This is a genomic window from Desulfitispora alkaliphila (assembly GCF_050433185.1).
Lineage (GTDB): Bacteria > Bacillota > Desulfitisporia > Desulfitisporales > Desulfitisporaceae > Desulfitispora > Desulfitispora alkaliphila.
The window spans coordinates 1-23,862 of sequence record NZ_JBNPXS010000040.1; the positions used below are offsets into that span (position 1 = coordinate 1).

Annotated in this window: 19 protein-coding genes; 2 read left to right on the forward strand and 17 right to left on the reverse strand. The window is 36.3% G+C overall.

Features of this window, described 5'->3' with window-relative positions; all coding sequences use genetic code 11:
* Positions 1-100: 100 nt before the first annotated feature.
* The 9 genes from GGQ84_RS12660 to GGQ84_RS12700 form a co-directional block, all read right to left on the reverse strand.
* A complete protein-coding gene (locus tag GGQ84_RS12660; RefSeq protein WP_429163176.1) occupies positions 101-421 on the reverse strand; it encodes a hypothetical protein in 321 nt (106 codons plus the stop codon).
* A gap of 189 nt (positions 422-610) precedes the next feature.
* Complete coding sequence (locus tag GGQ84_RS12665) at positions 611-871, reverse strand: hypothetical protein (RefSeq protein ID WP_429163178.1); 261 nt, start codon at positions 869-871, stop codon at positions 611-613.
* Between the two features lie 157 nt (positions 872-1,028).
* Entirely contained in the window at positions 1,029-1,877 is an 849-nt protein-coding gene (locus GGQ84_RS12670; protein WP_429163180.1) for an Rpn family recombination-promoting nuclease/putative transposase, read from the reverse strand.
* 90 nt (positions 1,878-1,967) lie between these two features.
* Positions 1,968-2,330, reverse strand: coding sequence for a hypothetical protein (locus GGQ84_RS12675; RefSeq protein WP_429163182.1), 363 nt, complete (start codon positions 2,328-2,330; stop codon positions 1,968-1,970).
* 102 nt (positions 2,331-2,432) lie between these two features.
* Positions 2,433-5,546: a type I restriction endonuclease subunit R gene (locus tag GGQ84_RS12680; protein WP_429163210.1), complete on the reverse strand. Its 3,114-nt coding sequence runs from the start codon at positions 5,544-5,546 to the stop codon at positions 2,433-2,435.
* Between the two features lie 68 nt (positions 5,547-5,614).
* Positions 5,615-7,282: a restriction endonuclease subunit S gene (locus GGQ84_RS12685; protein WP_429163184.1), complete on the reverse strand. Its 1,668-nt coding sequence runs from the start codon at positions 7,280-7,282 to the stop codon at positions 5,615-5,617.
* Between the two features lie 150 nt (positions 7,283-7,432).
* A complete protein-coding gene (locus GGQ84_RS12690) occupies positions 7,433-8,407 on the reverse strand; it encodes a virulence RhuM family protein (protein ID WP_429163211.1) in 975 nt (324 codons plus the stop codon).
* A gap of 108 nt (positions 8,408-8,515) precedes the next feature.
* Positions 8,516-10,066, reverse strand: a complete 1,551-nt coding sequence (locus GGQ84_RS12695) for a class I SAM-dependent DNA methyltransferase (RefSeq protein ID WP_429163186.1) — start codon at positions 10,064-10,066, stop codon at positions 8,516-8,518.
* Between the two features lie 210 nt (positions 10,067-10,276).
* On the reverse strand, positions 10,277-11,227 hold the full coding sequence (locus GGQ84_RS12700) for a ParB/RepB/Spo0J family partition protein (RefSeq protein WP_429163188.1): 951 nt from the start codon (positions 11,225-11,227) through the stop codon (positions 10,277-10,279).
* A gap of 160 nt (positions 11,228-11,387) precedes the next feature.
* Between GGQ84_RS12700 and GGQ84_RS12705 the strand changes: the two genes are divergently transcribed.
* Positions 11,388-11,912: a metal-dependent hydrolase gene (locus tag GGQ84_RS12705; RefSeq protein WP_429163190.1), complete on the forward strand. Its 525-nt coding sequence runs from the start codon at positions 11,388-11,390 to the stop codon at positions 11,910-11,912.
* Positions 11,913-12,053: 141 nt separating this feature from the next.
* On the opposite strand, the gene GGQ84_RS12710 is transcribed toward GGQ84_RS12705, so the two are convergent.
* From GGQ84_RS12710 to GGQ84_RS12745, 8 genes are all read right to left on the reverse strand, one after another.
* Positions 12,054-12,503 (reverse strand): hypothetical protein, encoded by a 450-nt coding sequence (locus GGQ84_RS12710; RefSeq protein ID WP_429163192.1) that lies wholly within the window; start codon positions 12,501-12,503, stop codon positions 12,054-12,056.
* Entirely contained in the window at positions 12,472-13,263 is a 792-nt protein-coding gene (gene istB / locus GGQ84_RS12715) for an IS21-like element helper ATPase IstB (RefSeq protein WP_429163194.1), read from the reverse strand. The genes GGQ84_RS12710 and istB overlap by 32 nt, the downstream gene beginning before the upstream one ends.
* Complete coding sequence (gene istA, locus GGQ84_RS12720; protein ID WP_429163196.1) at positions 13,260-14,753, reverse strand: IS21 family transposase; 1,494 nt, start codon at positions 14,751-14,753, stop codon at positions 13,260-13,262. The genes istB and istA overlap by 4 nt, the downstream gene beginning before the upstream one ends.
* A gap of 324 nt (positions 14,754-15,077) precedes the next feature.
* Positions 15,078-15,602: a hypothetical protein gene (locus GGQ84_RS12725; protein WP_429163198.1), complete on the reverse strand. Its 525-nt coding sequence runs from the start codon at positions 15,600-15,602 to the stop codon at positions 15,078-15,080.
* Between the two features lie 501 nt (positions 15,603-16,103).
* Positions 16,104-16,349 (reverse strand): addiction module protein, encoded by a 246-nt coding sequence (locus GGQ84_RS12730; protein ID WP_429163200.1) that lies wholly within the window; start codon positions 16,347-16,349, stop codon positions 16,104-16,106.
* Positions 16,350-16,903: 554 nt separating this feature from the next.
* Positions 16,904-17,206 carry a type II toxin-antitoxin system RelE/ParE family toxin gene (locus tag GGQ84_RS12735; RefSeq protein ID WP_429163202.1) on the reverse strand — a complete coding sequence of 101 codons (303 nt, stop codon included), beginning with the start codon at positions 17,204-17,206 and terminating at the stop codon, positions 16,904-16,906.
* Complete coding sequence (locus GGQ84_RS12740) at positions 17,203-17,382, reverse strand: hypothetical protein (protein WP_429163204.1); 180 nt, start codon at positions 17,380-17,382, stop codon at positions 17,203-17,205. Before GGQ84_RS12740 ends, GGQ84_RS12735 begins: the two co-directional genes overlap by 4 nt.
* A gap of 271 nt (positions 17,383-17,653) precedes the next feature.
* Entirely contained in the window at positions 17,654-23,035 is a 5,382-nt protein-coding gene (locus tag GGQ84_RS12745; RefSeq protein WP_429163206.1) for a leucine-rich repeat protein, read from the reverse strand.
* A 536-nt stretch (positions 23,036-23,571) separates the two neighbouring features.
* Here GGQ84_RS12745 and GGQ84_RS12750 point away from each other — a divergent pair.
* A complete protein-coding gene (locus GGQ84_RS12750; RefSeq protein ID WP_429163208.1) occupies positions 23,572-23,736 on the forward strand; it encodes a hypothetical protein in 165 nt (54 codons plus the stop codon).
* Positions 23,737-23,862: the final 126 nt, after the last annotated feature.

The following is a 23,862-nucleotide window of genomic DNA, read 5'->3' on the forward strand; positions in this document are numbered from 1 at the left end:
GCGAAAGATACTAAATTATCTCACGCCAGATGAAGCTTTTGAAGAAGAAATACGTACTTTGCTATATGAATAAACCATCCATAATATTACAGTTGAAAAATTAGTTCAATTTGCTATTGCAATTTAGGGCTACCATAATTTTAGCTTCATTGTAAGTAATATCTGGCAACTGAATTATAAAAAACAATGGTATAATACAATAAGTTGCCACTAGCTTAATCACTGTTTTTGTTGTTATTTTAGGTTTGTTTTTAAATAAGCTATATCCATGTAATACTTGTATTATTACTAAAGCAACAAAATGAGTTTGTATAATAATAACACCTTTATAATAAGTCCAATTAATCTGCCAGGTTATATAGTACTCTAGCAGAGCAAGTACCATCAACACACCAAATGTAATAGCATTTTTAATATTCATAAATTGCTTTCACATTCCTTTCCATCAGTGCCTCTGCCACATATTCTATGTACTTTTGTGCACCCACAAGAAATAACTAGCTTAAAACCAGCCAAACTCTAAAGCTCAATATAAGCAATTAATTCCAAATAGTTTTCCATATATAGTTTGAAGTAATGAATGAAGCAATCAAACTTATTCGAGATAAAGTTAATAAGTTGCTAGTATATCTCCACATTTATTATAGGCGGTTAAATTAATACCTCCCCAGCCCTTTAAAGGTTCAGTAGCAACAATATAGAAAAACGAAATTTCATTATTCGCCACGATATTAGCTTCGCTCATTTCCAAATTTTTACTTCTTGTCTTGACTGATACTATCTCTTCGTTACCAATAAGCCCCCAGTATAACGGCAATTGCATTCCTATGTATGAATATCGTGGCGCAATATCTTGCTTTTCATCTATCATGCTTCTCCTGCTACTGATAGACAAATGCAGTCACCTCACCATTTATTTCAATTATACATTATTTCACAACTGCTTTCTGCTCTCGTTACATTTATTTTCCCTAAGTTCTCAACAAGTACACCTTTGCTAAGAAAAAAGCCATGGATCTCTCCACGACTTAATTAATCCCCTTTTCCTTCAACTCAAAGATTACCTTTTTCTCTACTCCGGTTAGTTCTGCTATATCATCCACTGAGTAACCCTTTTTTAGCGCTGATAAGATTATTTCTTTATCCCTTTCTAGCTTTCCTTTTTTCATTAGCTCTTCTGCCACAGTCATGATTTCTTCACTCCTCTCTAGAGAAATGTTTTTACTTATTTCCTGTACATCACTAAATTTGAGTTCACTCCTGGCATTCATAATATACCTGACTAACGTTTCAAAGTAGTCAATACCGCTTTCTTGATGTTCTATTCGATCAAGTGCTTGCAGTGCATTATGTTTGACGCCACCTTTTATTTCTTCATCACCATAAGGAGATAAATCATAGATTAAGTACTGATAGTTTGGGATATATTTTTTTATCCCCGAAGGCAATTCTTCTACTCCAGCTATCATTTGCCAGATACTAGTATCAATATTCCACTTTTGACTTCCATGGTAAACTACTAAGGGTATTATAAGGGGTAGTTTTTCTTTACTACCTTTCCCCAGCTTGCGCTCCCATATTTTCGTCATATATTTTAGCAATTGCAATCCAGTTCTGTGTGACAAGTAACTCTTATGTTCAAAAAGAAAGTAAACATATCCTTCGCGCCCATTTAATTGGGTTTTAAACAAAAGGTCAGAAAAGGTCTCTTCCAGTTCTTTTTCTATAAATGAGTCTTTTTCTGGGGTTATCCTGTCTAGGTCGGTAATCTCCAAAACTTCCGCTGGTAGATAGTTTCGCATAAAGTCTTTCGTGGTTTCCAAGTCCCGAAAGGTTTCCTTGAAAAACTTATCATGAGGCTGTTTTATTATACTCATAGCCCTTCCTTTCTACTGCGATTAGACCAACAATAGCTTCATCTACAGTATATCATATGCTGGATTTGCAGTTCAATATAGTCTAAACCCTCATTTTTGAAGCAGTTCAGTAGCAACTTTATGGTAGGCTAGAAACTTGCCGTAACAGTAATTATAATAGTTGTTTTCCTTTGAACTTCCATCGAGTGTATGAAAGGCATCTAGGCAGGATTGGTAGTATTTTAGGTTGACAATACATTTAAGGATTAATTTAATAGTTGCAGAGTCATATCTCCTAATTAAAAGCAAACTCCTTATTTCCTCTGGTGTAGCATTGAGCATTTTATCTACTGTACCTTTGTCGCTTTTTAATTCATAAGTAATTTGCTGCTCATAAAAATATCCCTCCGTGGTAGTAGCTAAATTCCCCTCAGTTGCACCGTAGTTGAAATTCCCCTGTATTACGGTTGACATAATACCCCTCCTCTTTACGCGAACTTATGTTCTGTTTTAATTATAAGGTAATAATAGGTAATTGTAAAGTAATATGCGAAAAAAAATGCCCAAAAAGGGCATTTAGAAAGTTTCGTTGCTACACATGAGTTCCGCTTGTTTCATCACAGTATCTATGGCTTGGGGTTGTTTGTCTGGTGGATATCCGTATTTTTTAAGTAGCCGCTTGATTGTTACTCGCATTTTGGCTCTAACGCTTTCTCTCAAGTTCCAGTCTATGCTCATATTACTCTTAATGGATTTGGCCAGGTCTTTGGCAATTTGCTTTAACACATCATCGCCCATTATTTTTACCGCTGCATCGTTTACACCTAAGGCATCGTAGAAGGCGATTTCATCCTCAGAAAGTCCTGTATCCTCTCCCCGTCTATGGGCTTCATTCATTTCTTGCGCCAGTTTGATGAGCTCTTCAATTATTTCTTTTGTAGCCACACTTCTGTTATTGTATTTCTTAATGGAGTTTTCTAGAAGCTCAGAAAACTTTCGCGACTGAACAAGGTTGCGCTTGGAAACAGATTTTACTTTGCCTTGCAGCAATCTTTTAAGCAATTCCACAGCTAAGTTTTTCTGCTTTAGCCCTCTCACTTCTTCTAAAAATTCATCTGATAGAATGGAGAGATCCGGTTTGTTAAGGCCAACTGAACCTAATACATCCACAACTTCATCGGATATAATGGACTTGGAGATAAGCTGATTTATAGCACTGTCCACTTGCTCTTGGGTTTTGGTCTTACCTCCTGCGCTCATTAACTTTACTATACCAGCTTTTACAGCTTTGAAAAACCCTATCTCCACATTAATTTTCTTAGCCTCTTCGGTAGTAGCACAGAGGGAATAGGCCTTGGATAGCTCTGTTACATATTTGATAAAATCTTTTTTCTTCTCTTCTCCTAATCCTAGAACATAGTCCACTGTTGCCACTATCACATTCATTCTTTCACTGGGTTTGCCTGAAGCAAAACCGCTATAATCAAAGCCATGGAGCATATCTTTGATAATCTCGTATTTTTCAAGCATAAGTGCTGCTGCCTGAGAGGTATCTACTCCTGTTGTCTTTTTATCTGAATCTGTATATTGGGATAAAGCACTCTTTAGTGAATCCGCAATTCCGATATAGTCAACAATCAGTCCACCGGGCTTATCTCTAAACACTCTATTAACCCGGGCTATAGCCTGCATTAGGTTATGGCCCTGCATGAGTTTATCAATATACATGGTGTCCATGGCTGGTACATCAAAGCCAGTAAGCCACATATCCCGCACAATAACTATTTTTAAGGGGTCTTCCTCATCCTTCATCCGCTTGGCTAGATATTCCCTGCGCTTCTTGTTCCCAATAAAGGGCTGCCAGTCTTCTGGATCACTGGCCGTGCCAGTCATAACTATTTTTATCATGCCCTTGTCGTCATCATCACTGTGCCAGTTTGGTCGCAACTTTGTTATTTCTCTATACAAGTCTACCGCTATTCGCCGAGACATGACTACTATCATGGATTTTCCAAAGGCAGCATCTTGTCTTTTTTCAAAGTGATCTACCATATCCTTGGCTATTAGCTTTAGTCTCTTGTTTGAGCCAACTAATGCCTCTAAGCGAGACCACTTGCTCTTTAGCTTTTCTTTTTCTGTTAACTCCCGATCCTCTGTTATTTCCTCATACTCTTCATCTATTTTTGGCATATCCTCTTCTGGCAGTTCAATTTTTGCCACTCTGCTCTCGTAAAAGATTTTCACAGTTGTTCCGTCTTCTACTGCTCTAGTCATATCGTAAATGTCGATGTAATCCCCGAAGACAGCGGCGGTGTTTTTGTCAGTGAGCTCTACTGGTGTTCCTGTAAAGCCAATATAAGAGGCATTTGGCAGGGCTTCCCGCATGTATTTTGCATAGCCAAATTTTATATCAGCCTGGCTATTATTTTGAACCACATCAGCACTGAAACCGTACTGGGAGCGATGAGCTTCATCGGCTATTACAATTACATTTTTTCTATCTGTCAAAATTGGTTGGGTGTCCCCCTTTTCCTCTGGTGAAAACTTGTGAATTGTGGTAAATACTATTCCCCCAGAAGCAACAGATAAAAGCTCCCGTAGGTGCTGGCGGTCTTTAGCCTGTTGCGGCTTTTGACGCAAGAGGTCTTTGGAGGCGCTAAAGGTATTATAGAGCTGATCGTCTAGGTCGTTTCGGTCTGTGATTACAACTATGGTAGGATTATCAAGCTCTAACACAAGCTTTCCGGTATAAAAAACCATGGACAAACTCTTCCCTGAGCCTTGGGTATGCCAGATTACCCCGATTTTTCTATCGCCCTGCTGATTTGCAGCTGTGAAGGTATTAGCCATGGCTTTATTGACTGCATGGTACTGATGATAACCGGCTAAAATTTTTATTATATTCTCCCCATCAGTCTGAAAAAGAATAAAGTGCTTGATGATGTCTAGGAATTTCCTCCGTTCAAACATTCCCTTAATCAGCACTTCCAGCTGGGGGACTGTGGTAGGCTCAACTTCCACACCGTCGATAGTTCGCCACATCATATAGCGTTCTTCATTTGCTGTTAAGCTGCCAACTCTAGCATTAAAGCCATCACTAATCACATTAAAGGCGTTATATACAAATAAAGAGGGGATGTCCTTTTTGTAGGTTTGGATTTGGTTATAGGCCTTTGTAATACTCACATTTTCATTAGAGCTACTCTTTAATTCAAAGACAACTAAAGGAAGCCCATTGACATAGATAACCACATCAGGTCTTCTATCCTTGCCATCCTCTATTACTGTAAATTGATTTATTACTAACCAATCGTTATTGTCTATCTGCTCAAAATCAAAAAGCCATACTTTTTCAGTCTTACTACTGCCGTCTTCCCTTCTTGTCTCAACATCTATTCCGTCAGTAATCATTCTCTGAAAGTTCTGGTTGTTAACTATTAGGATTGGACTCTGGGTGACAGTTATCTTGAAAAAAGCTTCGTTAATAGCTTCCTGAGATATGCCAGGATTAATCCTCATTAAAGCATCCTTTAAACGCTCCTCCAGGATAACCTGAGCATAATCTCCCCGCTCTGGGTAGTCACCATCAGGAGCCAAATCCGGTCCAAAGGCCCGTTCATAACCCAACTCCTCAAACCAATCCATGGTGGCTTCCTCTAAATCAGCCTCTGTGAAATTAGACAAGTCAATTCCCCCTAACTGCTTGTACTATTTAACGCCTGATAAACTCTAATGCTTACTCAGACTGCATAAAATGACTACTCTTCAATAGGTACTCTAATCTCCCCCGACATTAGCTTTGGAAGTAGGGTATCGCGGGTTTCTGTGAGTATTTCTATTTCCTCTTCGTTCTTAAGTATTTGCAAGCTAATTGAATTAATAATTTCTCCAAATTTATTTATAACATCTTTATTAGGCACCATAATTTCTGTTTTCTTCATTAAACCTCCAGATATTTCTTTGAAAGTCGAGCCACTTGCTCTACTTTCTATAGCAGGAGTGATTAACTTTAACATATAGTATATATATTCAGAATTAATATCCTTTTTAGGAACTAACGATTTAAATCCTTGATTTGTAGTAATATCATTCTTTGCTATAGCGATATAACCAATAGGTGCCCGTGATGAAAATAATACTGTGCCTTTAGGCATTAACTTTGCACTACTATTCTTTAGTCCTAATTCAGTAATATCTAATTTGCCTCTACAAATAAATTTTTTATCTTTTGTTTCTGATAGGTCTTTTGGAGTTAACCAAGGGATGCCTTGATTTGTAAAGAAATCTTCTCTTTTTTTAGAAGGAGTACCCCCTCCTACAACATCAGCTATATCTTCAATCGCTCCTACCTCCCACCCCTTAGGTATCAATCCCAGCTCACTTTCCACCATTTCTCCTGCCACCTTCAAGCGAGTTTGAGAGGCAAGTGAACCACCGCTTAAATACTTGTCGTACTCTCGCTTAAGCCACTCTCTACCATAGCCAGTTTTTAGCTCTTCTTCTCTTTTCCTGGCTTTCTCTTGGGAATTAAAGCGCTCATGGTGAATTACTTTAATGGGTCTATGGGTTTTTGTGTGCTTAGCTCCCTTGCCAATGTAGTGTTCATAAAACCTCCTGTATAGATCAGTGGTTATCCCTTTATAGAAGCTGCCATCATTACACAATAGTACATACACAAACCAGCTTTCCCCATCGGGAACGGGCAATCCACCTACTCGCTTATAAGTACAAGCCCTTTCCAGGTCTTCTGGTTTACCTGCCCCTGAAAATTTATAATTTTCAGGAAGGCAGGGAAACTCAAAATCTACAAACCATCGCTTAAAAATTGCTTGAGCCATTTCTTCAAGGTTTTTGTTGATTTGGTTATTGAGTTCGATTTTGTCGTCTAAAGTTGAGAGGATTGAAGCTATGGCTTTTTGTTCTTTTATTGGTGGAAACTTGCATTTAAAGTTTTCTATTCTCTTAGGGGCTGTATGAAGAATTTTTGTACCAGTTGCAGTTACAAATAGTTCATTGCGAAACACTGACCAGAGGCACATATAGTAAATAAAATCTAATGCAACTTTTGACGACTTTCTAATCTCAATTTTCCCTAAACGTTGGTTATGTAAATATAACCTACCATCATCAGGTATCTTTCCAGGTATCCCTAATATTTCTCCACCTGCAGTTTGACAAGTCATTGCTAATAAAATCTCTCCAGGTTTTAATACATATTCTTTTGGGTAGTCTGTGGCACATTCCCTAACCTTCGTTTTTTCAAATCTAAAGCCCCCCGAATAATCAAAGTTGCCAATATTGACTATAATTGGCCGTCCTAAACACTCTTCAGAAAATTGCTCTCTACTAAAAGCATACCCATGCTTTATCGTAACATAATCCCCTAGCTTTGCATCCTCCCATTCACTAAAACCCAAACCTGTCATCCTCCTTCATGTCGCGACAGGTTCACCTACCTTTTTATGTGGCAGGTAAACCCTCCCCCCCTAGGTTCTTCCTTATCTTCTGCTCAAGCTCATTAGACTTGGCAAACTATTCTGCTAACTCTCCTGTGAGATGCTGCAATTAAATTCTAATCATTTCTTTTTTTCTAACTTTTTTTCGGTTTCTCTTATACTTTTAAGAAAATCCCTTTCCACTTTGGTCAACTCATCTTTGGTTTTCTCTCTATATTTTTCATACTCCAACTCAGCTTTTATTTTAGCCTGCTCATGGCTGATTCTGCCTGCATTCTGTAGGAGTTCACTGCCACTCATTTTAATAAAATCGTCCAGTTTGGCAACCCAGTCTTTCATATACATAGGTTTTTGCCTGATAGCCTGTAGCTCAGCAAATTCTAGATAGGCAGTAACTAATCTATTTAATATATTGATTTCCTCCTGGCTTAGATAGTTCTTTGCTATAGAAGCATCAGACTTTCTAGGTTTTTCCCTGTCAAATGCAGTCATTCCCATAAAAGCCTTATCAGCATTTGCTCTTAGATAAATAATTTCTGCTGCTGTATGTCCATGGGCTGCAAAGTGCATTTTATTCTGTACCGTTTTAAAAAAACTCTTTGTAATCTCAGCCTTAGGATCATAGTCAATGCTTGTTGCGTAAATATCCAATACCTGCCGATAAAATACTTTTTCGCTAGCCCGAATATCCCTAATGCGTTCCAATAATTCCTGAAAGTAGTTTCCTCCACCTGCTTTTTTAAGCAAATCATCATTCATGGCAAACCCTTTTATTATATACTCCTTCAAAATTGAATTAGCCCATATTCTAAATTGTGTACCGCGTAGGGATTTAACACGATATCCAACAGATATTATCACATCTAGGTTATAAAATTTAGTTTTATATAACTTCCCATCTGCTGCAGTTGTCAAGGAATCCTTGACAACTGCATTTTGGTCAAGTTCTCCTTCCTTAAAGCAATTATTTATGTGCAGACTTATATTTTGTTTAGTAGTTTGAAAAAGATCTGCCATCTGGCCTTGATTAAGCCAGACCGTCTCATCTTCCATCCTTACCTCTAGTCGTATCTTTCCATCCTCTGTCTGATACATCAAGATTTCAGATTTATTTTCAAAACCCAAACCTGTCATCCTCCTTCATATCGGGACATGTTCACCTGCCGTCCTTCGTGGCAGGTAAACCTGCCTTCTTACTTTATATCAAGGGCAGTTAAACCCAATCCCCCCTAGGTTCTTCCTTATCTTCTGCTCTAGCTCATTTGACTTGGCAAACTGTTCTGCCAGTTCATCTGTCAGTCGCTGCATTTTTTCCTCGAAGGGTTCTCCGTCTTCCTCTGCTGCTTCTAAGCCTACATATCTTCCCGGGGTTAGGATGTATTCATGCTCTTGCACTTCTTCTAGTTTTGCTGCTTTGCAAAAACCATCTATATCTTCATAGGTTCCAACATCTTGCTGACCTCTCCAAGCGTGGTATGTATCCGCTATTTTTTTGATATCCTCATCACTCAACATTTTATGGGTTCTATCGGCCATGAAGCCCATTTTTCTAGCATCGATAAAGAGAATTTCTCCCCTACGGTCTCTATGCTTAGTTGCTGCCTTGTTCTTGGTAGTAAACCAGAGACAGACTGGAATTTGAGTTGAGTAAAAAAGCTGCCCTGGCATAGCTACAATACAGTCTACTAGGTCATTTTGGATTAGGTTTTTCCTTATTTCACCTTCGCTAGATGTATTAGTTGACATGGAGCCATTAGCTAAAACAAAGCCTGCAGTGCCATTTGGTGATAAGTGATGAATAAAATGTTGAATCCAAGCGTAGTTTGCATTTCCCACTGGAGGTGTTCCAAACTTCCAGCGTACATCCTCCCGCAGGCGCTCTCCTCCCCAGTCACTAATATTAAAGGGCGGATTTGCAATAATATAATCTGCTTTTAAGCTTTTATGTAAATTATTGTGAAAGCTATCAGCATGATGCTTGCCAATATCCCCGTCAATACCCCTAATGGCCAAGTTCATTTTACATAAGCGCCAAGTGGTAGGGTTAGACTCTTGACCGTATATGTGAATGTCTCCAATTGTACCTTGGTGGGACTCCACAAACTTTTCACTTTGGACAAACATGCCACCAGAGCCACAGCAGGGGTCAAATATTCTTCCTTTATAAGGCTGTAGCATTTCAACTAAAAGCTTTACCACCGATTGTGGGGTATAGAACTCGCCTCCCCCTCTTCCCTCAGCACTGGCAAATTTAGCTAAGAAGTATTCGTAAACTCTCCCTAAAATATCCTTAGATCGACTTTCCTTGTCGCCCACACTGATAGTACCGATTAAGTCTACTAGTTCACCTAAACGGGTCTTGTCCAAATCTGCCCGAGCAAAGTTCTTAGGCAGTACACCTTTTAAGCTAGGGTTTTCTTTCTCAATAGCCACCATAGCCTCGTCAATCACTTGACCTATTGTAGGCTTTTTGGCATTATCCACAATATTATTCCATCGGGCCTCTTTAGAAACCCAAAAGATATTGTCAGCTAAGTATTCGTCTCTATCCTCGGGATCTCCAAACTCCTCGGCTGCTATTTTTTGATACATCTCTTCAAAAGCGTCCGAAATGTATTTCAAGAAAATTAGTCCCAGTACTACATGCTTGTACTCGGCAGCATCCATGTTATTTCTCATTTTATCTGCTGCTAGCCATAGTTTTTCTTCAAAACCTATATTGGCTCCGTTGCCGTTATCATTAGTTTTAGCCATAGTTTCTCCACCTCGTTGTTAATTCTTAGTATTTCTTACTTGTGTGTTATCAATAGTAAGTTTCAATTTATTATAGGCAAATTCCTGCATTATGTATATATTTGGATTATTTTTCCGTTAGATAGAATCCTATAAGCAAAATAGTCAAGCCAGATTTCTTTAAAATCATGACTTGACTGTTTTTAGTTCTAGTGATTAACGCCCAGATAACTATATTAAAAATTTTATATTCTTTATAACATTATCGTTTTCTTGGTTTTGATAAGGTGTATTTGTTTCTTTAAGATTACTAGCTTTTAGCTGTATTTCTTCAAGTATTCTACTTATTTTTTTAGTCTGCTCCACAGTAAGACTATTAATAAAGTCTTGATTTTCACATACTTCGTTAATCTCTTTAAGTGAGTCAATTACATACCCAAATATGTACTTATTTAAATCTTCCTCAGTAAAATGCTTTATTGTTTCTAAGAACACAATTCTTTTTGCTTTATCTTTTTCAAATTTTGTATCATTAATTGCCTTCCATATACAACTGTGTTGAGATTCTGTTGGCAAACTATTAAAATACTGAGTTTTTGTTATTAATTTAATCGACCTAACATGATAAGCCTTAAACAACTTATCTATATACCATAAATATAATTGTTCTCTTAATTCTGGGGTTATATCAGGAATATTAATAATATCATCTATTCCAGACTTATCAACACCAGCTGCTTCAGCTTTCCTTTTTATTTCAGTCTCTTTTCCTATGGTTTTAGTATATCTATATATCGTAGAAATGCTTACATTTATTTCTTTTGCAATTTGCTTTTTTGTGTACCCTTTGTTTATTAAAAACTCCATCATTCTTTCTAGTTCATAGCTTGTTTTTTTCTTAGTACTAAATTCCACAGTTAGACGCTTTAAAATTCTACTTTCTTCAGAACTCACATCTTTTACTACACACGGTATGGTTTTATATCCTAATATTTTCAAACTAGCTAATCTACGATATCCTTCTATTAATAGATATTTATATTTTAAGACAGGCCCCTCTACAATTAATGGCTCCATTAAACCTTTCTCTCTAATACTAAGAATTAATGATTTATCCTCTACTTTATTTCTGTATTTGTTCTCTTCAATAATTAATTTTATGGGGATTTTTCTTATTCTCATAATAATTAACCACCCACTTTTTATACATGGGTATGCTGAAAAAAATTTGTCCTAGTACAAATTAATCTATTAAAGCTTGGACTTTTCTAATCCCAAAATATTCAACAGAACTTTACTAATATATAAAACATAATCATTTTCACCCTTCCTGTGTATATACATGATAGAGGGTGATGTTTTGCGATGGAAAACTCATAGAGCTATAGGTGTCTTTACCTATTCAACAGTTATTACATCTTTATACCAAGCTCAAAGCAAATTATTTGGTTTTATTTTATTGGCCTTAGCAGTAATTCCTTTTTATTCTTCAATTTTACCTGATAAACTTGATAGCACCTTTGATCTTGAACACAGGGGGTTTACACATTCTTTTCTCTGCTCTTTAGTAGCAACCGCCATTTTCTTTCTGCCAGTAGTATTGCTACATTTTTATCTAAAAAGTTTAGGTATATATTTTCCTATCTTAATTCCACTAATAGGTTTTTATTGTGGTTATCTATTTCACCTTATTGCTGACTCATTTACTGACAATGGTATACACTTCTTATGGCCTATTAACAAAGACCAAAAAAGACAGCCGTTATATCGATTATGGTACTATAGTGACGGCTATAGATATGAGTTTTGGATTACAATTTTTACTTACATATTAACCTTTTTAATTTGGAAAAAATTCATGTTTTAAGCCTAGCAGCTCTTTGGCAGCTGAAGAGCTAAAGGGAAGGCTTGTCCAGGTTGCTGTAGATTGTCAAGTAAAATTGACCCCTTTTTTTAGTTTTTTACATTTAATTTTGACCCCCTAGAGTCTCTAGCTATAGCTTAAATGTCAGTCAAAAATGACTTTGTATCCATTTGCTTCGAGCTTTTTTATGCTGATTAGAACAAGCCTGGTGCTTTGCTCTAAATGAATATATTTGCTCATCTCTTGCATTTTATCTTTCATAAGATTAATTATTATATCTTTAAACATTGAATTCTCTATATGAGGATTAAGGTCAAAGTTCGACCTATCCTCAATAGTTTTAATTCTTTCTGGCTTTTCCTCACAAAGTTCTTCAAGGGTCATGAATTCAGCATTTACTTCCTCTTTTTTCAGTTCATACTTCCGTGTATTCCTATTATAATTATAATTAGTTTCTTCTTTGATTCTTTTTTGGATAACTGAATACTTTCGGGAGTATTCTTTTTCCGTGAACTCTGCTGCAGCCTTTTTACCTTCACTATTAAATACTTCTACTATTCTGTTAAGGTCTATGTCGTTGGCTCTCAAATTCATCCTCCTTAATTTTTGCCTTTACTCTATAACTGTCTCCTGGTATACTGATTACGTGACAATGGTGAACTAGACGATCCAGCACTGCTGTAGCTGCTAGTTTACTGGTAAATATATGATCCCATGATCCTAATGGGATGTTGGTAGTTATTATTAGGGAGCTTTTTTCATATCTTTGGCGGATAAGTTGAAAAAATATGCTCTCTTTTTCTTTGTTCATTTTGAAATGAGAAAACTCATCTATTATTAGTAGGTCTATTCTCGATAGCTTCTTGAAAAATTCTTTTAATTTCCCTTCCTCATATGCTGTTTCAAGTCTTTCTATCAGCTCAATTGCTGGTGTAAACAGCACTTTTTTTCCTTCTTCACATGCTCTTAGTCCTATAGACTGACTTATATGGCTTTTACCTACTCCATTGGGACCTATGAGTATTATATTCTCATTCTTCTCCAGGAAATTTAATGTTGCCAGCTCTTTTATCTGTGCCATATTGATGCTTTTCTGAAATGAAAAGTCAAATTCTTCAAGAGTTGCTATCTTCTCAAATTTTGCAGCTTTTATGTTTCTTTCCTTTCTTCTTTCTTTTTTGCCTTGATGTTCAATATGGAGAAGATTCTCAAGAAATTCCCTATGACTTAGGTTGTTATCTACAGCTATTTTTATCTGTTCCTCCAGGTTTTCATAGATATCAAGCAACCTAAAGCTCTTTAGGATATCTTCCACGGTGTTATTTTCACTGTAAATCGACGGTTTTACATTCAATTTTGACCCCCCTCATAATATGATGTGTCTCTTATAAGTCCATCAGGGGCAAGGTCTTTTGAATTGAATTCAGCCTCTGCGATATTGCTCTTATCAATACTCTTTTCCTCTAAGACTATCTCAAAGTACTTGTCTTTTAAGACTTCTTTGATGCCCTCTATCCTGTAAATTTCATTATTAATGCAATAACTAAGTATCAGTTCTAAATCATGATTGCTGTATAATTCCTTAAGCTTTAAAAACTCTCTCATATGGTAGCTTTGCTGAGTAAGTATCTTACTAGTTCTATTTAGATAAACCTGTCCACAGCTAAAGCTCTTTACAAATTGTCTCCTAATCTCAGGTATTGATTTAGGTGCCTTTGCTTTTATGGCATCATAATGTTCCTCTGTTTTTTTAACTTCGTTTTTCCCTTCTACTAAATTGTGGGTGAAGATTAATTGCATCTCTTTACTGTATATCTCAAGCTTGTATCCATATACCTTTCTTACCTTTACACTCTTACCCACGTATTTAGCAGGAACAGAGTACCTATTTGTATCAACTGATACATAGCAGTCATTGCTTACTATTCTCTCCTGAAGTGATTGATGCAGGTATCTTTTATTCGGTATTGGTAATAGATGCTGGGCTTCTTCTAAAAACATTTCATTTGGTTTTCTCTTTGTTGTTCCATGCACATTTTCATTGAATTCTTCCAGAAATATTTTGAATTCTTTATTTAGATGCTCCAGTGAATCAAACCTACTACCCTTTACAAATTGTTCTTCTATGTACTGATAAGGCTTTTCTATCTTGCCTTTTGTTCTAGCTCTGTAGGGAGCACAAGCATTGAGTTCAGTTCCCAAATGAAAGCTTAAGTTAAGTGCACTCCTGTTAAAGATTACTTCGTGTCCTTTATTGTTAGCTAGAACCAGGGTTTTTGGATTATCTATCAAGAGTTCTCTAGTAACCCCTCCTAGATCTTCAAAAAGCTCTTGGATTGCTTCATAGACCGAATCGGCATCTACATTTTTTGAAAATACTCCAGCTTTTTTCCTAGAGGCTGAAAGTATCATGGTCATACAGTTTACCTCAATCAAATTACTTCCTATCACCATTTTGTACGGAGACCAGTCAAATTGGGCTTGATCACCGTAAGGAGTTTCAATTCTTTCACAAGCAGCTTTGCTTATTTCTGATTTTTGATCTGCTAGCTTTTTTAAGCACCTGTATATTGGGTTAATGCTTCCGTCATATCCATGCTTTTTCAATTCCCTAAAGATTCTAGTTCCATTGAAATCATCTTCTAAATACCACTTAGTTATCTGATCTTCGTATTCATCAGTCTTGGTTTTGTAATATTCTCTGTTGTATCTAGGAGCCCCCTCTGCTTTAATTAGTTTTTTGACTGTGTTCTTAGACATATTCAATGTTCTAGCAATTGCTTTTATCTTCATTCCACTTTTGAACAGTCTTTTAACAGTCTCACAATCATACACATCTTTCACCCCTTGACCTCCTTGCTAAAATATTGTGACATAATATTTTAACACGAGGCGTTGTTCTCTAGGGGGTCATTTTTACTTGTAAATGAGGGGTCAATTTTAATTGTAAATCAATAAGGTTGCCAAGGTGGTGCGGATGAGGATAACCCGGGAAGAGGACCACAAAAATGGCCACTATATCGCTCTAGTTATTCTGCTAGAGTTAGCAGCAGCGATTTAGTGGCCGGCTTGGATTGGTTATTAAAATAGAGGCAGGCATGGATAGTTGATTTCCTATGCATGCCTGGTACCATTGTAATGTAGGTTAACCTAACGTTGACTGTTCAACTAGGTATCTTTTAATTTTGGTTTTAATTTATTTGTTATTTCTATTGCTTCCATGCGATTATTTGCAGGTGCGGAAATCGTATGTCCATCTTTCGAAGTCCATCCCTTATTATTAGTACTACTATTAGCACTAATATGTTTTAAAATTGTAATTTGCTTAAATTCTTCATCTGTAAGAATAGTTCCGTAAGAATATGTTCTAGAATTACCATCTTCATACCATCCCCAAGCTAAATGTCCTTCCCCGTTTTTAATTGTTATTTGTCTTTCATTTTCTGGAACAGGAAAATTAACATTTTCTATATCTATATTTCCTTTAAAAATAATATCCCCGAGTAAGCCTCTTTGTAATTTACCATCTAAATATATCTCTACTCTTTTTTCTATGTGAGTATTTTCTGTACCTAATTGATATGAAATTCCTTGTAGGGTCGTAGTATGTTGCTTAGGAGATGTGAACCATAGTGTGAATATGCTTAACAATAAAATAACCAGAGATATTCTTTTATAACCTATTTTTTGCATTTCTATCACTCCATTACAATCGGATCATCAGTTAATTTTGTGTATAAAAAAAGCTAGATTTTTCCGGCTAAGTTATTTATACCATATTTCAGTTTTTATGCAAATAATATTATTTGTCGTAAGGGATACTGCTTAAACTATTACCTCAATACAATGACTATCAAGTCACTTCTTTTCCTTTATGCCCTACCTCTCGTGCTAAGTGGTATAAAATAAATCGTTTCAATCCACGACGCTTTTGCTTCATTTAAATTTTTCACAGCTTCCTCTATAGTTTCACCATCAGCCATACAGCCAGGTAAATGGAATTAATATTCCTGCAAATCAACACCATTAAAATGATGTCTTGCATTTACACTTTTATCGTACCAAAAAAGCCGCCCATAAAATGGACAGCTTATTGAGCAGAAAAAAACTTCCTGATATGAGGTGACCTCTACACCCCAACCACATGAGAACCTTTTAATATAGTATCACCTGTTCCCTAAAACCCATGTGTACTTATGTTTCGTCTCTTCCTATCCAATAGTTTGGCTTTCGATGCTCTTCCTTAAATATCTCTTCCATCGGTACACCTTCTAATTTTCTTTCTCGATACGCTGCAAGTCTCTTTTCTGCTTCTATGACCCATAATTCATCTAGTTTCTTATCCGTCTTATCTATACTTTTTATTAAACCTTCCACCACCATAAACCTTTCTTCGGGCTTAAGCTTTAGTGCTTGTTTTAAAATTTCCTCAGCACCCATGCCAAGTCACCTCCAAAAAAACAGTTTATTCACTACGTTCATTATAACATATAGCGAGTAAGGTTTTAACTTCCATGCTTTGTATTTATTACATCATACCTGGCATCTAATAGCTAACTGTAACATAATTAACACCAATTCACGAAAGCGCGTCATGACGGGGTTTACGGGCTTTGGACCTGTAACTTGATTAACACAAATTAATGCTTTTTACATGCTTGCGTTACTTTTATGTTACTTTTTTGTTACTCTTATTATAACCTTAGACAATAAGTTAGGTCTGAGTGTAATTGATATTTTTTGGAAGTTACTCTATGTTACGACCTCCACCTTACCAAAAGCTCGATAGAACTTTTTAATTTTTGTTAAAATTAGTTAAAACCCTTTATTTTATTGGGTTTCGGGCACTCGGCTATCGAGTGCCTTTTTGTTTTTTGATGTGTTTTTTTATGGTTTTTTGTTCCCGTAGCAGTACCATGACATACAAAAAAATCATGTGCCTGGCTAATTATGCTGTACGGCAGAGATTTAACTATTTAATTCATAATATTAATCTAGCTTTTCCATGGCTTATTTATTTTATTAGTTAAATCCCTTACGCCATGTATAAGTGCTAATATTAAAATTTGGCTTTTTTCAACTTTATAGATTATACGGTAATTATACAGCAAAACTTCTCTAATACTTTCATCTTCTGCTTCTGGTACAACTCTCCCCATTCTAGGAAAAGAATTAAGCTTTTCAACGGTTTCAATTACATTCTCTACAAAGCGATCTGCGTAAACTAAAGAATCCCTTTTAATATAATCTCTAATAGCCTCTAAATCAGACACTGCTGGTTCCGTCCAAACAATCATCTCAATAGCAACCTTCTTTTAACTTCTTCATGAGAAACTACCTCTCCATCTTCCGCAGCTTTTAAAGATACATCTAGCTTCTTTTTTACATACATTTGATACATAATGTCATCCCAAGTAGCTTGATCTGGTAATCTATCTATAAGTTTTTTTGCTTCTTCTTTTATCTCATTCATAATTCTGCACCTCCAAACTAGCGCATTATAGTTACTTCATTATAACATAAATTGTATTTTGTTTTCACTTCAAACACTGTATTTATTACATCATGTCTGGCTTGACATTGCCAGCTGTAACATCTAGAACACTAATTTTCCAGAGCGAGTGATACCAATGGTTTCAGCGTTTTTGCTTCGTAACATGATTTACAGGAAATTACCTTTTTTCCATGATTACGTGGTCAAAAAGTGGTTACGGTGTGGGCAGATGATTATCAAGGAATTACTATTAGTTTGGTACTATCAGTATCCATATGTTACCCGGGGCAAATTTATATAAATCCTCATTCAGGGTAAATTCAATATCTGATTCCATAGATGTTTTTTGCCATTCCCCACTCCATGCTTTACCATCTCTACAAAAGGTCGCTGGACCTGATCCTATTAAATTAACATTAATCACCCACTCGTCAATGCTTTCAACATATTCTTTTTCATGATCTGCGTAAAGAACCACTACATTGTCAGCAGTTATTATCGCTCCGTCCTCTAGTAAAACCGGAGAGTCTTTTTCATACCTTTCATAATTAAGGCCATTATATCTAAATTCAGTATCAAAATTCTGTCCTAAAAATTTAACACTAATTTTTTCAATATTTATCCCATCTTCATTTTCACCTGTACTATATCTGTCTGGAGAAACTAATACTGTATTTCTATCTTCAACCCCCTGTATTATTCGACTTGTACTAGTATATAGATTGTATGGAGCTTCATTGTTGTCAGACCTAAAAAAATACCTTCTGGAACCATAAATTTCATCAAAGCTCATTATTGGAGCAGATGGAATAAGATTTAAAGCGCCTGTACTCCCTCCAGCATGTGCCAATGCACTTTTATGTGATGATGCAATATTAACAATATGTTCTCTCGCACTACGAACTGGTCCAATCTTTTCTACTTGCTTATCCAGGTCAAATAAAGCAAGATATCTTGTTATTCCTGGTGCTACTGAAGTTTCATACACTATATCTGCATTATTTAGACCCGATTGTGGTCGAGCTTTAGCATAGTTATCTATAGCAACACTAACTATAGACTCTACGGTATTAAAAGACTTCTGGGGTTCATATCTAATATGTATTCCCTGATTAATTAAAAACTGAATATCTGAAAGTGTTTCAGAACCTCCCTCTAGACTTAAAAAGTTATTCATTAGATTAATTATTACTAGGTTATCGAGTCCACTATTTTTATAGCTTGTAATAAAAGGCTTGATATCCGCTATTCTATTATCATTTATACTAAGATATTCCAAACTATTTAGATTTTGCAAAGGTGTTATGTCACTGACTTCATTACTCATAATGTTTAGATATTCGAGATCATTAAAGTTCGCAATAACATAAATATCACTAATACGATTCCTCTCTATAGAAAGATCAACTAGATTATTTAAATACCCTAGAGCAGTAATATCATCTATGGCGTTACCACCTAAGCGAAGTCTCTCTAAACTAGTTAGTCCGCTTAAAGCAGATATATCGCTAATATTGTTCTCCCCTAGCCCAAGATCTTTAAGGTTCGGTAGGTACGCATTAGAAAAATTAGAGATATCCTTAATTTGATTACTCCCTAAGTTAAGTTGTTCTATATAAGGCATATTATTTAACACTTTGATATCTTCATTAGATATGTACTCAATTTGATTACCCCAAAGGTTGATTGATTTAAGACTAGTAAGGTTTTTAAGCAAAGATATGATATTGCTTTGGCTGCCTTCAAAGCTGAAATGCACTAGTTTTTCAAAACCTACTAGTGGTGATGTTATTGTAACATTTTTTCCATATAATGATAGTCTTTCTAGTTCCGGTAAATCACTTAAGGGTGAAATGTCAATAAGTTCATCGCTACTAAGACTTAGCTCTTGTAATCCTATTAAATTATTTAGGACACTAACATCATTATAGCTTCCAAATAATCTTAGTTCTTGCAATTTGCTTAAATTTTCAAGAGTCGAAATATCTTCTATTAAATCACTTCTGATTTCGAGTCGTTCTAAGTTCACTAGGTTGGTTAAAACATCTATCTCACTTATTGGGTTATCCCATATATAAAGATTTTTTAAATTTATCAGGCTGCTTAAAACTGATATATCTTCGATTTCATTCCTTGATATATTTAATGTGTTTAGGTTAACTGCATACTGCAAGCCTTCTAGATTGCTAATATCTAATCCAGATGTACTTAAACTAGTAATAATAGCCATATCATTTTCTGTAATATCCCCTCTAGGCATATTCAGCTCATCTCGGATTACTTGTTCTAAATTAGCATCAGGTATTTCTATTACTTTAATTTCTCCTGTTTGTTTTTCCCATATCCCTGATTGTAAACGGATATATGTACCTGCTTCTCTGCTTTTTGTTTCATAGATTTCACGGAAGTCGTTACCATTTCTACCACCAAGTAGATTATCCTCTATTGTGACATTTGATCCTATTGTTATTCTCCTTAGTTGGTTACCCTGAAGTGCACCCGTATTAATTTGGGTCAAGCTTTTAGGTAACTCTATAGTAGTAAGCTCATTATAAGCCAATGCTCCTTCATCTATGGTAGTAACACCATTAGGTATATATATGCTAGAAATCTTATTATCAATAAATACATTTCTCTCAATAATTGTTAAGTTAGCGGGTAATATTACGTCGATAATTGAGTTGCGACTAAAAGCACCCTCACCAATACTAGTTACTGTATCAGGTATTGACACATTTGTAATGGAGTTGTTTTCAAAAGCTCTTGCACTTATGCTAGTCACACCATTTGGTATCTCTAACACTCCGTTATTTCCACCTAAGATATGCCCATTAACTTCCTGCTCATCCCTATAATTATATATCCAATAATCCGTAACTCCTGCACCCAATGTAACATCCGTTTCATGGAGACCATTGCCTGCAAATGCTCCTCCTTCAATTCTTCTTACTCTATCCGGAATAACCATAGAAGCTAACTGATTATCTTTAAACGCCCTATAATCTATACTTCGAACACTATCAGGGATTGTAACAGATTTAATGTTATTCGATGCAAAAACCTCTTCACCAATTCTTGTCAAATTTTCAGGAACATCTATTTCTGTTAGTTGATTATGAAAAAAAGCTCGAGTACCAATATGAGTAATACTAGTTGGTATATCAACTGATTTAAGTTGATTATATGAAAATGCACTATCACCAATACTTGTTACACCCTCTGGAATATCCACTGATGTAAGTTGATTATTCATAAATGTGTACATACCAATATCATTTACATTACTTGGAATAGACACTGAATTAATGCTGTTATACGTGAATGCCCAGTCTCCAATACTTGTTACTGAATCAGGTAAATATATTTCATCAATCAGATTATTTCTGAATGCCCTATCTCCAATATTTTCTACTGTATTAGGTACAATTACAGAATTTAAATAACTATTTTCAAATGCCCCATCACTGATACTTATTACACCTTCTGGTATTACTAATTCACCGTTATTACCTCCTGCAATATGGCCAATTAATTCTTGAGTATCATTAGGATTATATATCCAGTAATCTGTAATGCCAGCTCCTAGGTTAATATCAGATACACTAAGACCATTACCAGCAAATGCACCATTTCCGATACTTATCACGCTATCTGGTATTGTAATGGATTTAATCTTATTTCCTATAAATGCTCTATCACCTATACTGCTTACATTCTCAGGAATAACAATTGATTTTAAGTTGTTCGAAGCAAATGTTCTGTTCCCAATATTTGTTACACCACATGGAATAATCACTGACTTGAGCTGATTCCCCGAGAATGCACTTTCACCAATATTTGTTACATCATCCGGTATACTAATTGATGCAAGGCTATTGCTAGAAAACGCTCTTTGACCTATACTTGTTACGCTATCTGGTATAATAACTGAATTAAGTCGTTTTCTCATGAAGGCCTGTTCGCTAATTTCAGTAACATTTACACCATTAATTTTACTTGGAATAACTACATCTAATCCACCATCAATGTCATATCCAGTAATAACACCTTCGTTAAATTCAAAGTACTTTGCCGGAGTTGCTACAGGGCCTATTACGGCACTAGTGACACTTCCCGTATAGTCTCCTGTCCCAGTAGCTACTACCATTAAATATTTCCCAAGATCATCCTCAACGGGAGTATAGTTATTTGAGTTCGCTCCTGAAATTTCTTCATAAGTTCCATCTTCAGTTTCTGAGATCAACCACTGATAAGAGACTGTTGAGCCTGTGGGTGTAACGGAACCAGCAACTAATTCAGATCCAACTTCTAGTGTGCCTTCTATTTGTGCTATATCAGTTAATTCAACTTTACTTGGACTAGGGGGTGGACTTCTTCTACTGCTGCTTGTGTTAGTATTAGTAGCGTTTTCAGGAGTTTTAACACTCGCTCCAAAATTAACATTCTCTTTCTGTGTGCCCTCTATAGACTGAACTGAGCCTTCTCCATCAACCGAAAGACCTGAACTGTTTATAATCGCTTTTTCTATCATGCTATTAGAGGAAAGATTAATTGAAACCTTCTCTGCTTTTTCTGTAATTGCTATTTCTTCAATTATACTTGAGTTTTTAACTTCTATAGTTGCACTATTTGAATCAATAGTAACCATTTCAAAATTTCCTTCTAATCTAACTTGCTGATTATTAACTTCTTCAGCAACCACTACCTGCAAATCGTTAACATCGTTAGCTACCAGCCGTACAGCACCAGTAGATGGTTTTTGAAAGATTATACTATTAAATTTTCCACCGTTTATATAAACACTATCAGCCCCGCCTCCGCGGATATATGTAGTACCTTCTACTGTGATATTATTAAGTGTTACATCTCCATTGCCGACTTCTTCAGAGATAATTAAATTACCTTTAATATTGTAATTCTGTAATACTGTGCTTTCTGCTTTTATATTTAAGTCACCTGCTAAGGTCTTTATTCCTTGTTTCGGTCCATAGATACCATCTTCGCTTATTAAAGTATGTTTTATTCTTGCATTTTGAATTGATTGTATAGCTTCAGCTCTAGAAATAGTATTAACAGGACGGAAGCTATCATCTGGATAACCACTCATAAAACCAGCCTTAACTACAGATCCCACAAACCCTTTACTCCATTCAGGAATTGTACTTACATCAATAAAACTACTTGCATAAGATATATCTTCAGCCAATGAAAATATGTTTGCTAAAATTACAGCTACTTCCTGACGACTAATTGGATCTAATGGTTTTATAGTTCCGTCAGAATACCCCCCTATGTAACCTTGATTAACTGCTATACGAACTGCATCATAAAACCAAGCTTCCTCTGAAACATCTGGAAAGTGTATATCTTCCTTACTTTCGAAGCCAAAGGCTTTATTAATCATTGTCATAAATTCTGCTCGGGTTACATCATCATTTGGTCTAATTGTTCCATCAGGATAACCTGTAACCAGTTCTTCAGCTATCCAGTCCTGAATAACTTCTTCAGCCCAATGTCCTGAAATATCCTGCGATATATCAGCAAATAATTTGGTAGGCAATAATATTCCAAACATAATAAAAATAAATAAAAAGACTCCCAGCTTGCATCTTGTTTTTTCCAATATTTTCATGGCGCTTCCCCCTATATTTTGATTTGACCCTTCAATATTAACTTCTGTCATTCTGTAGAATTCAATATTATTGATTGTATTTACAACTACCTAATATTTACACAAACTATTCAAAAATTCCTTTGTCGTAGTTTGTTGCTTTTTGTCGCTCAATCTTCAAATGTATTCCCCCTCCCCATCGAGTCAAATTACTAGATACAGCTAACCCAGGCGTCGACCATGGACTGAGAGCTCAGGCCATGGGTTGGTTTCTTCCCCTCTCCATAATCCCCCGTGTCAATAGTCCGCTTACCTCGAAAGTTGGGGTGAGGGTGTAGGGGGGTCGGGGGAAGGGAGAGGGGAAGAAAAGGGAGTAAGACGCCGGCAATTTCAGGAGCACTTACTTGAAACGATAGCTTATCTCTTGTAATGGGGAGGGGCTAGGGGTGGGGTCCGATGTTCTGTTGCTGGTGAGGAATGCAGGAAGTGCAGTCTAGCTTCAGGATCTATACGCTTTCATAGGGGCTAGTCTGCACCAAGAAGGACCTAGCAGCTCTTTGGCAGCTGGAGGGCTAAAGGGAAAGCTTAGCCAGGCTGCCAAGGTGCTGCGGATGAGGATGACCCGGGAGAAAAGACCACAGAAATGGCCACTATATCGCTCTGGTTATTCTGCTAGGCTTAGCAGCGATTTAGTGGCCGACTTGGATTGGTTGTTAAAATAAATGCAGGCATGGATAGTTGTTTTCTATGCATCCTACATTCCCGGGTTACTGTAACGAGGTTGGAGGCGTAACCCCCACTTTTTTGTAGAGATCGATCTGTCGCTGTGTGACCTCGCCTATGCGCAG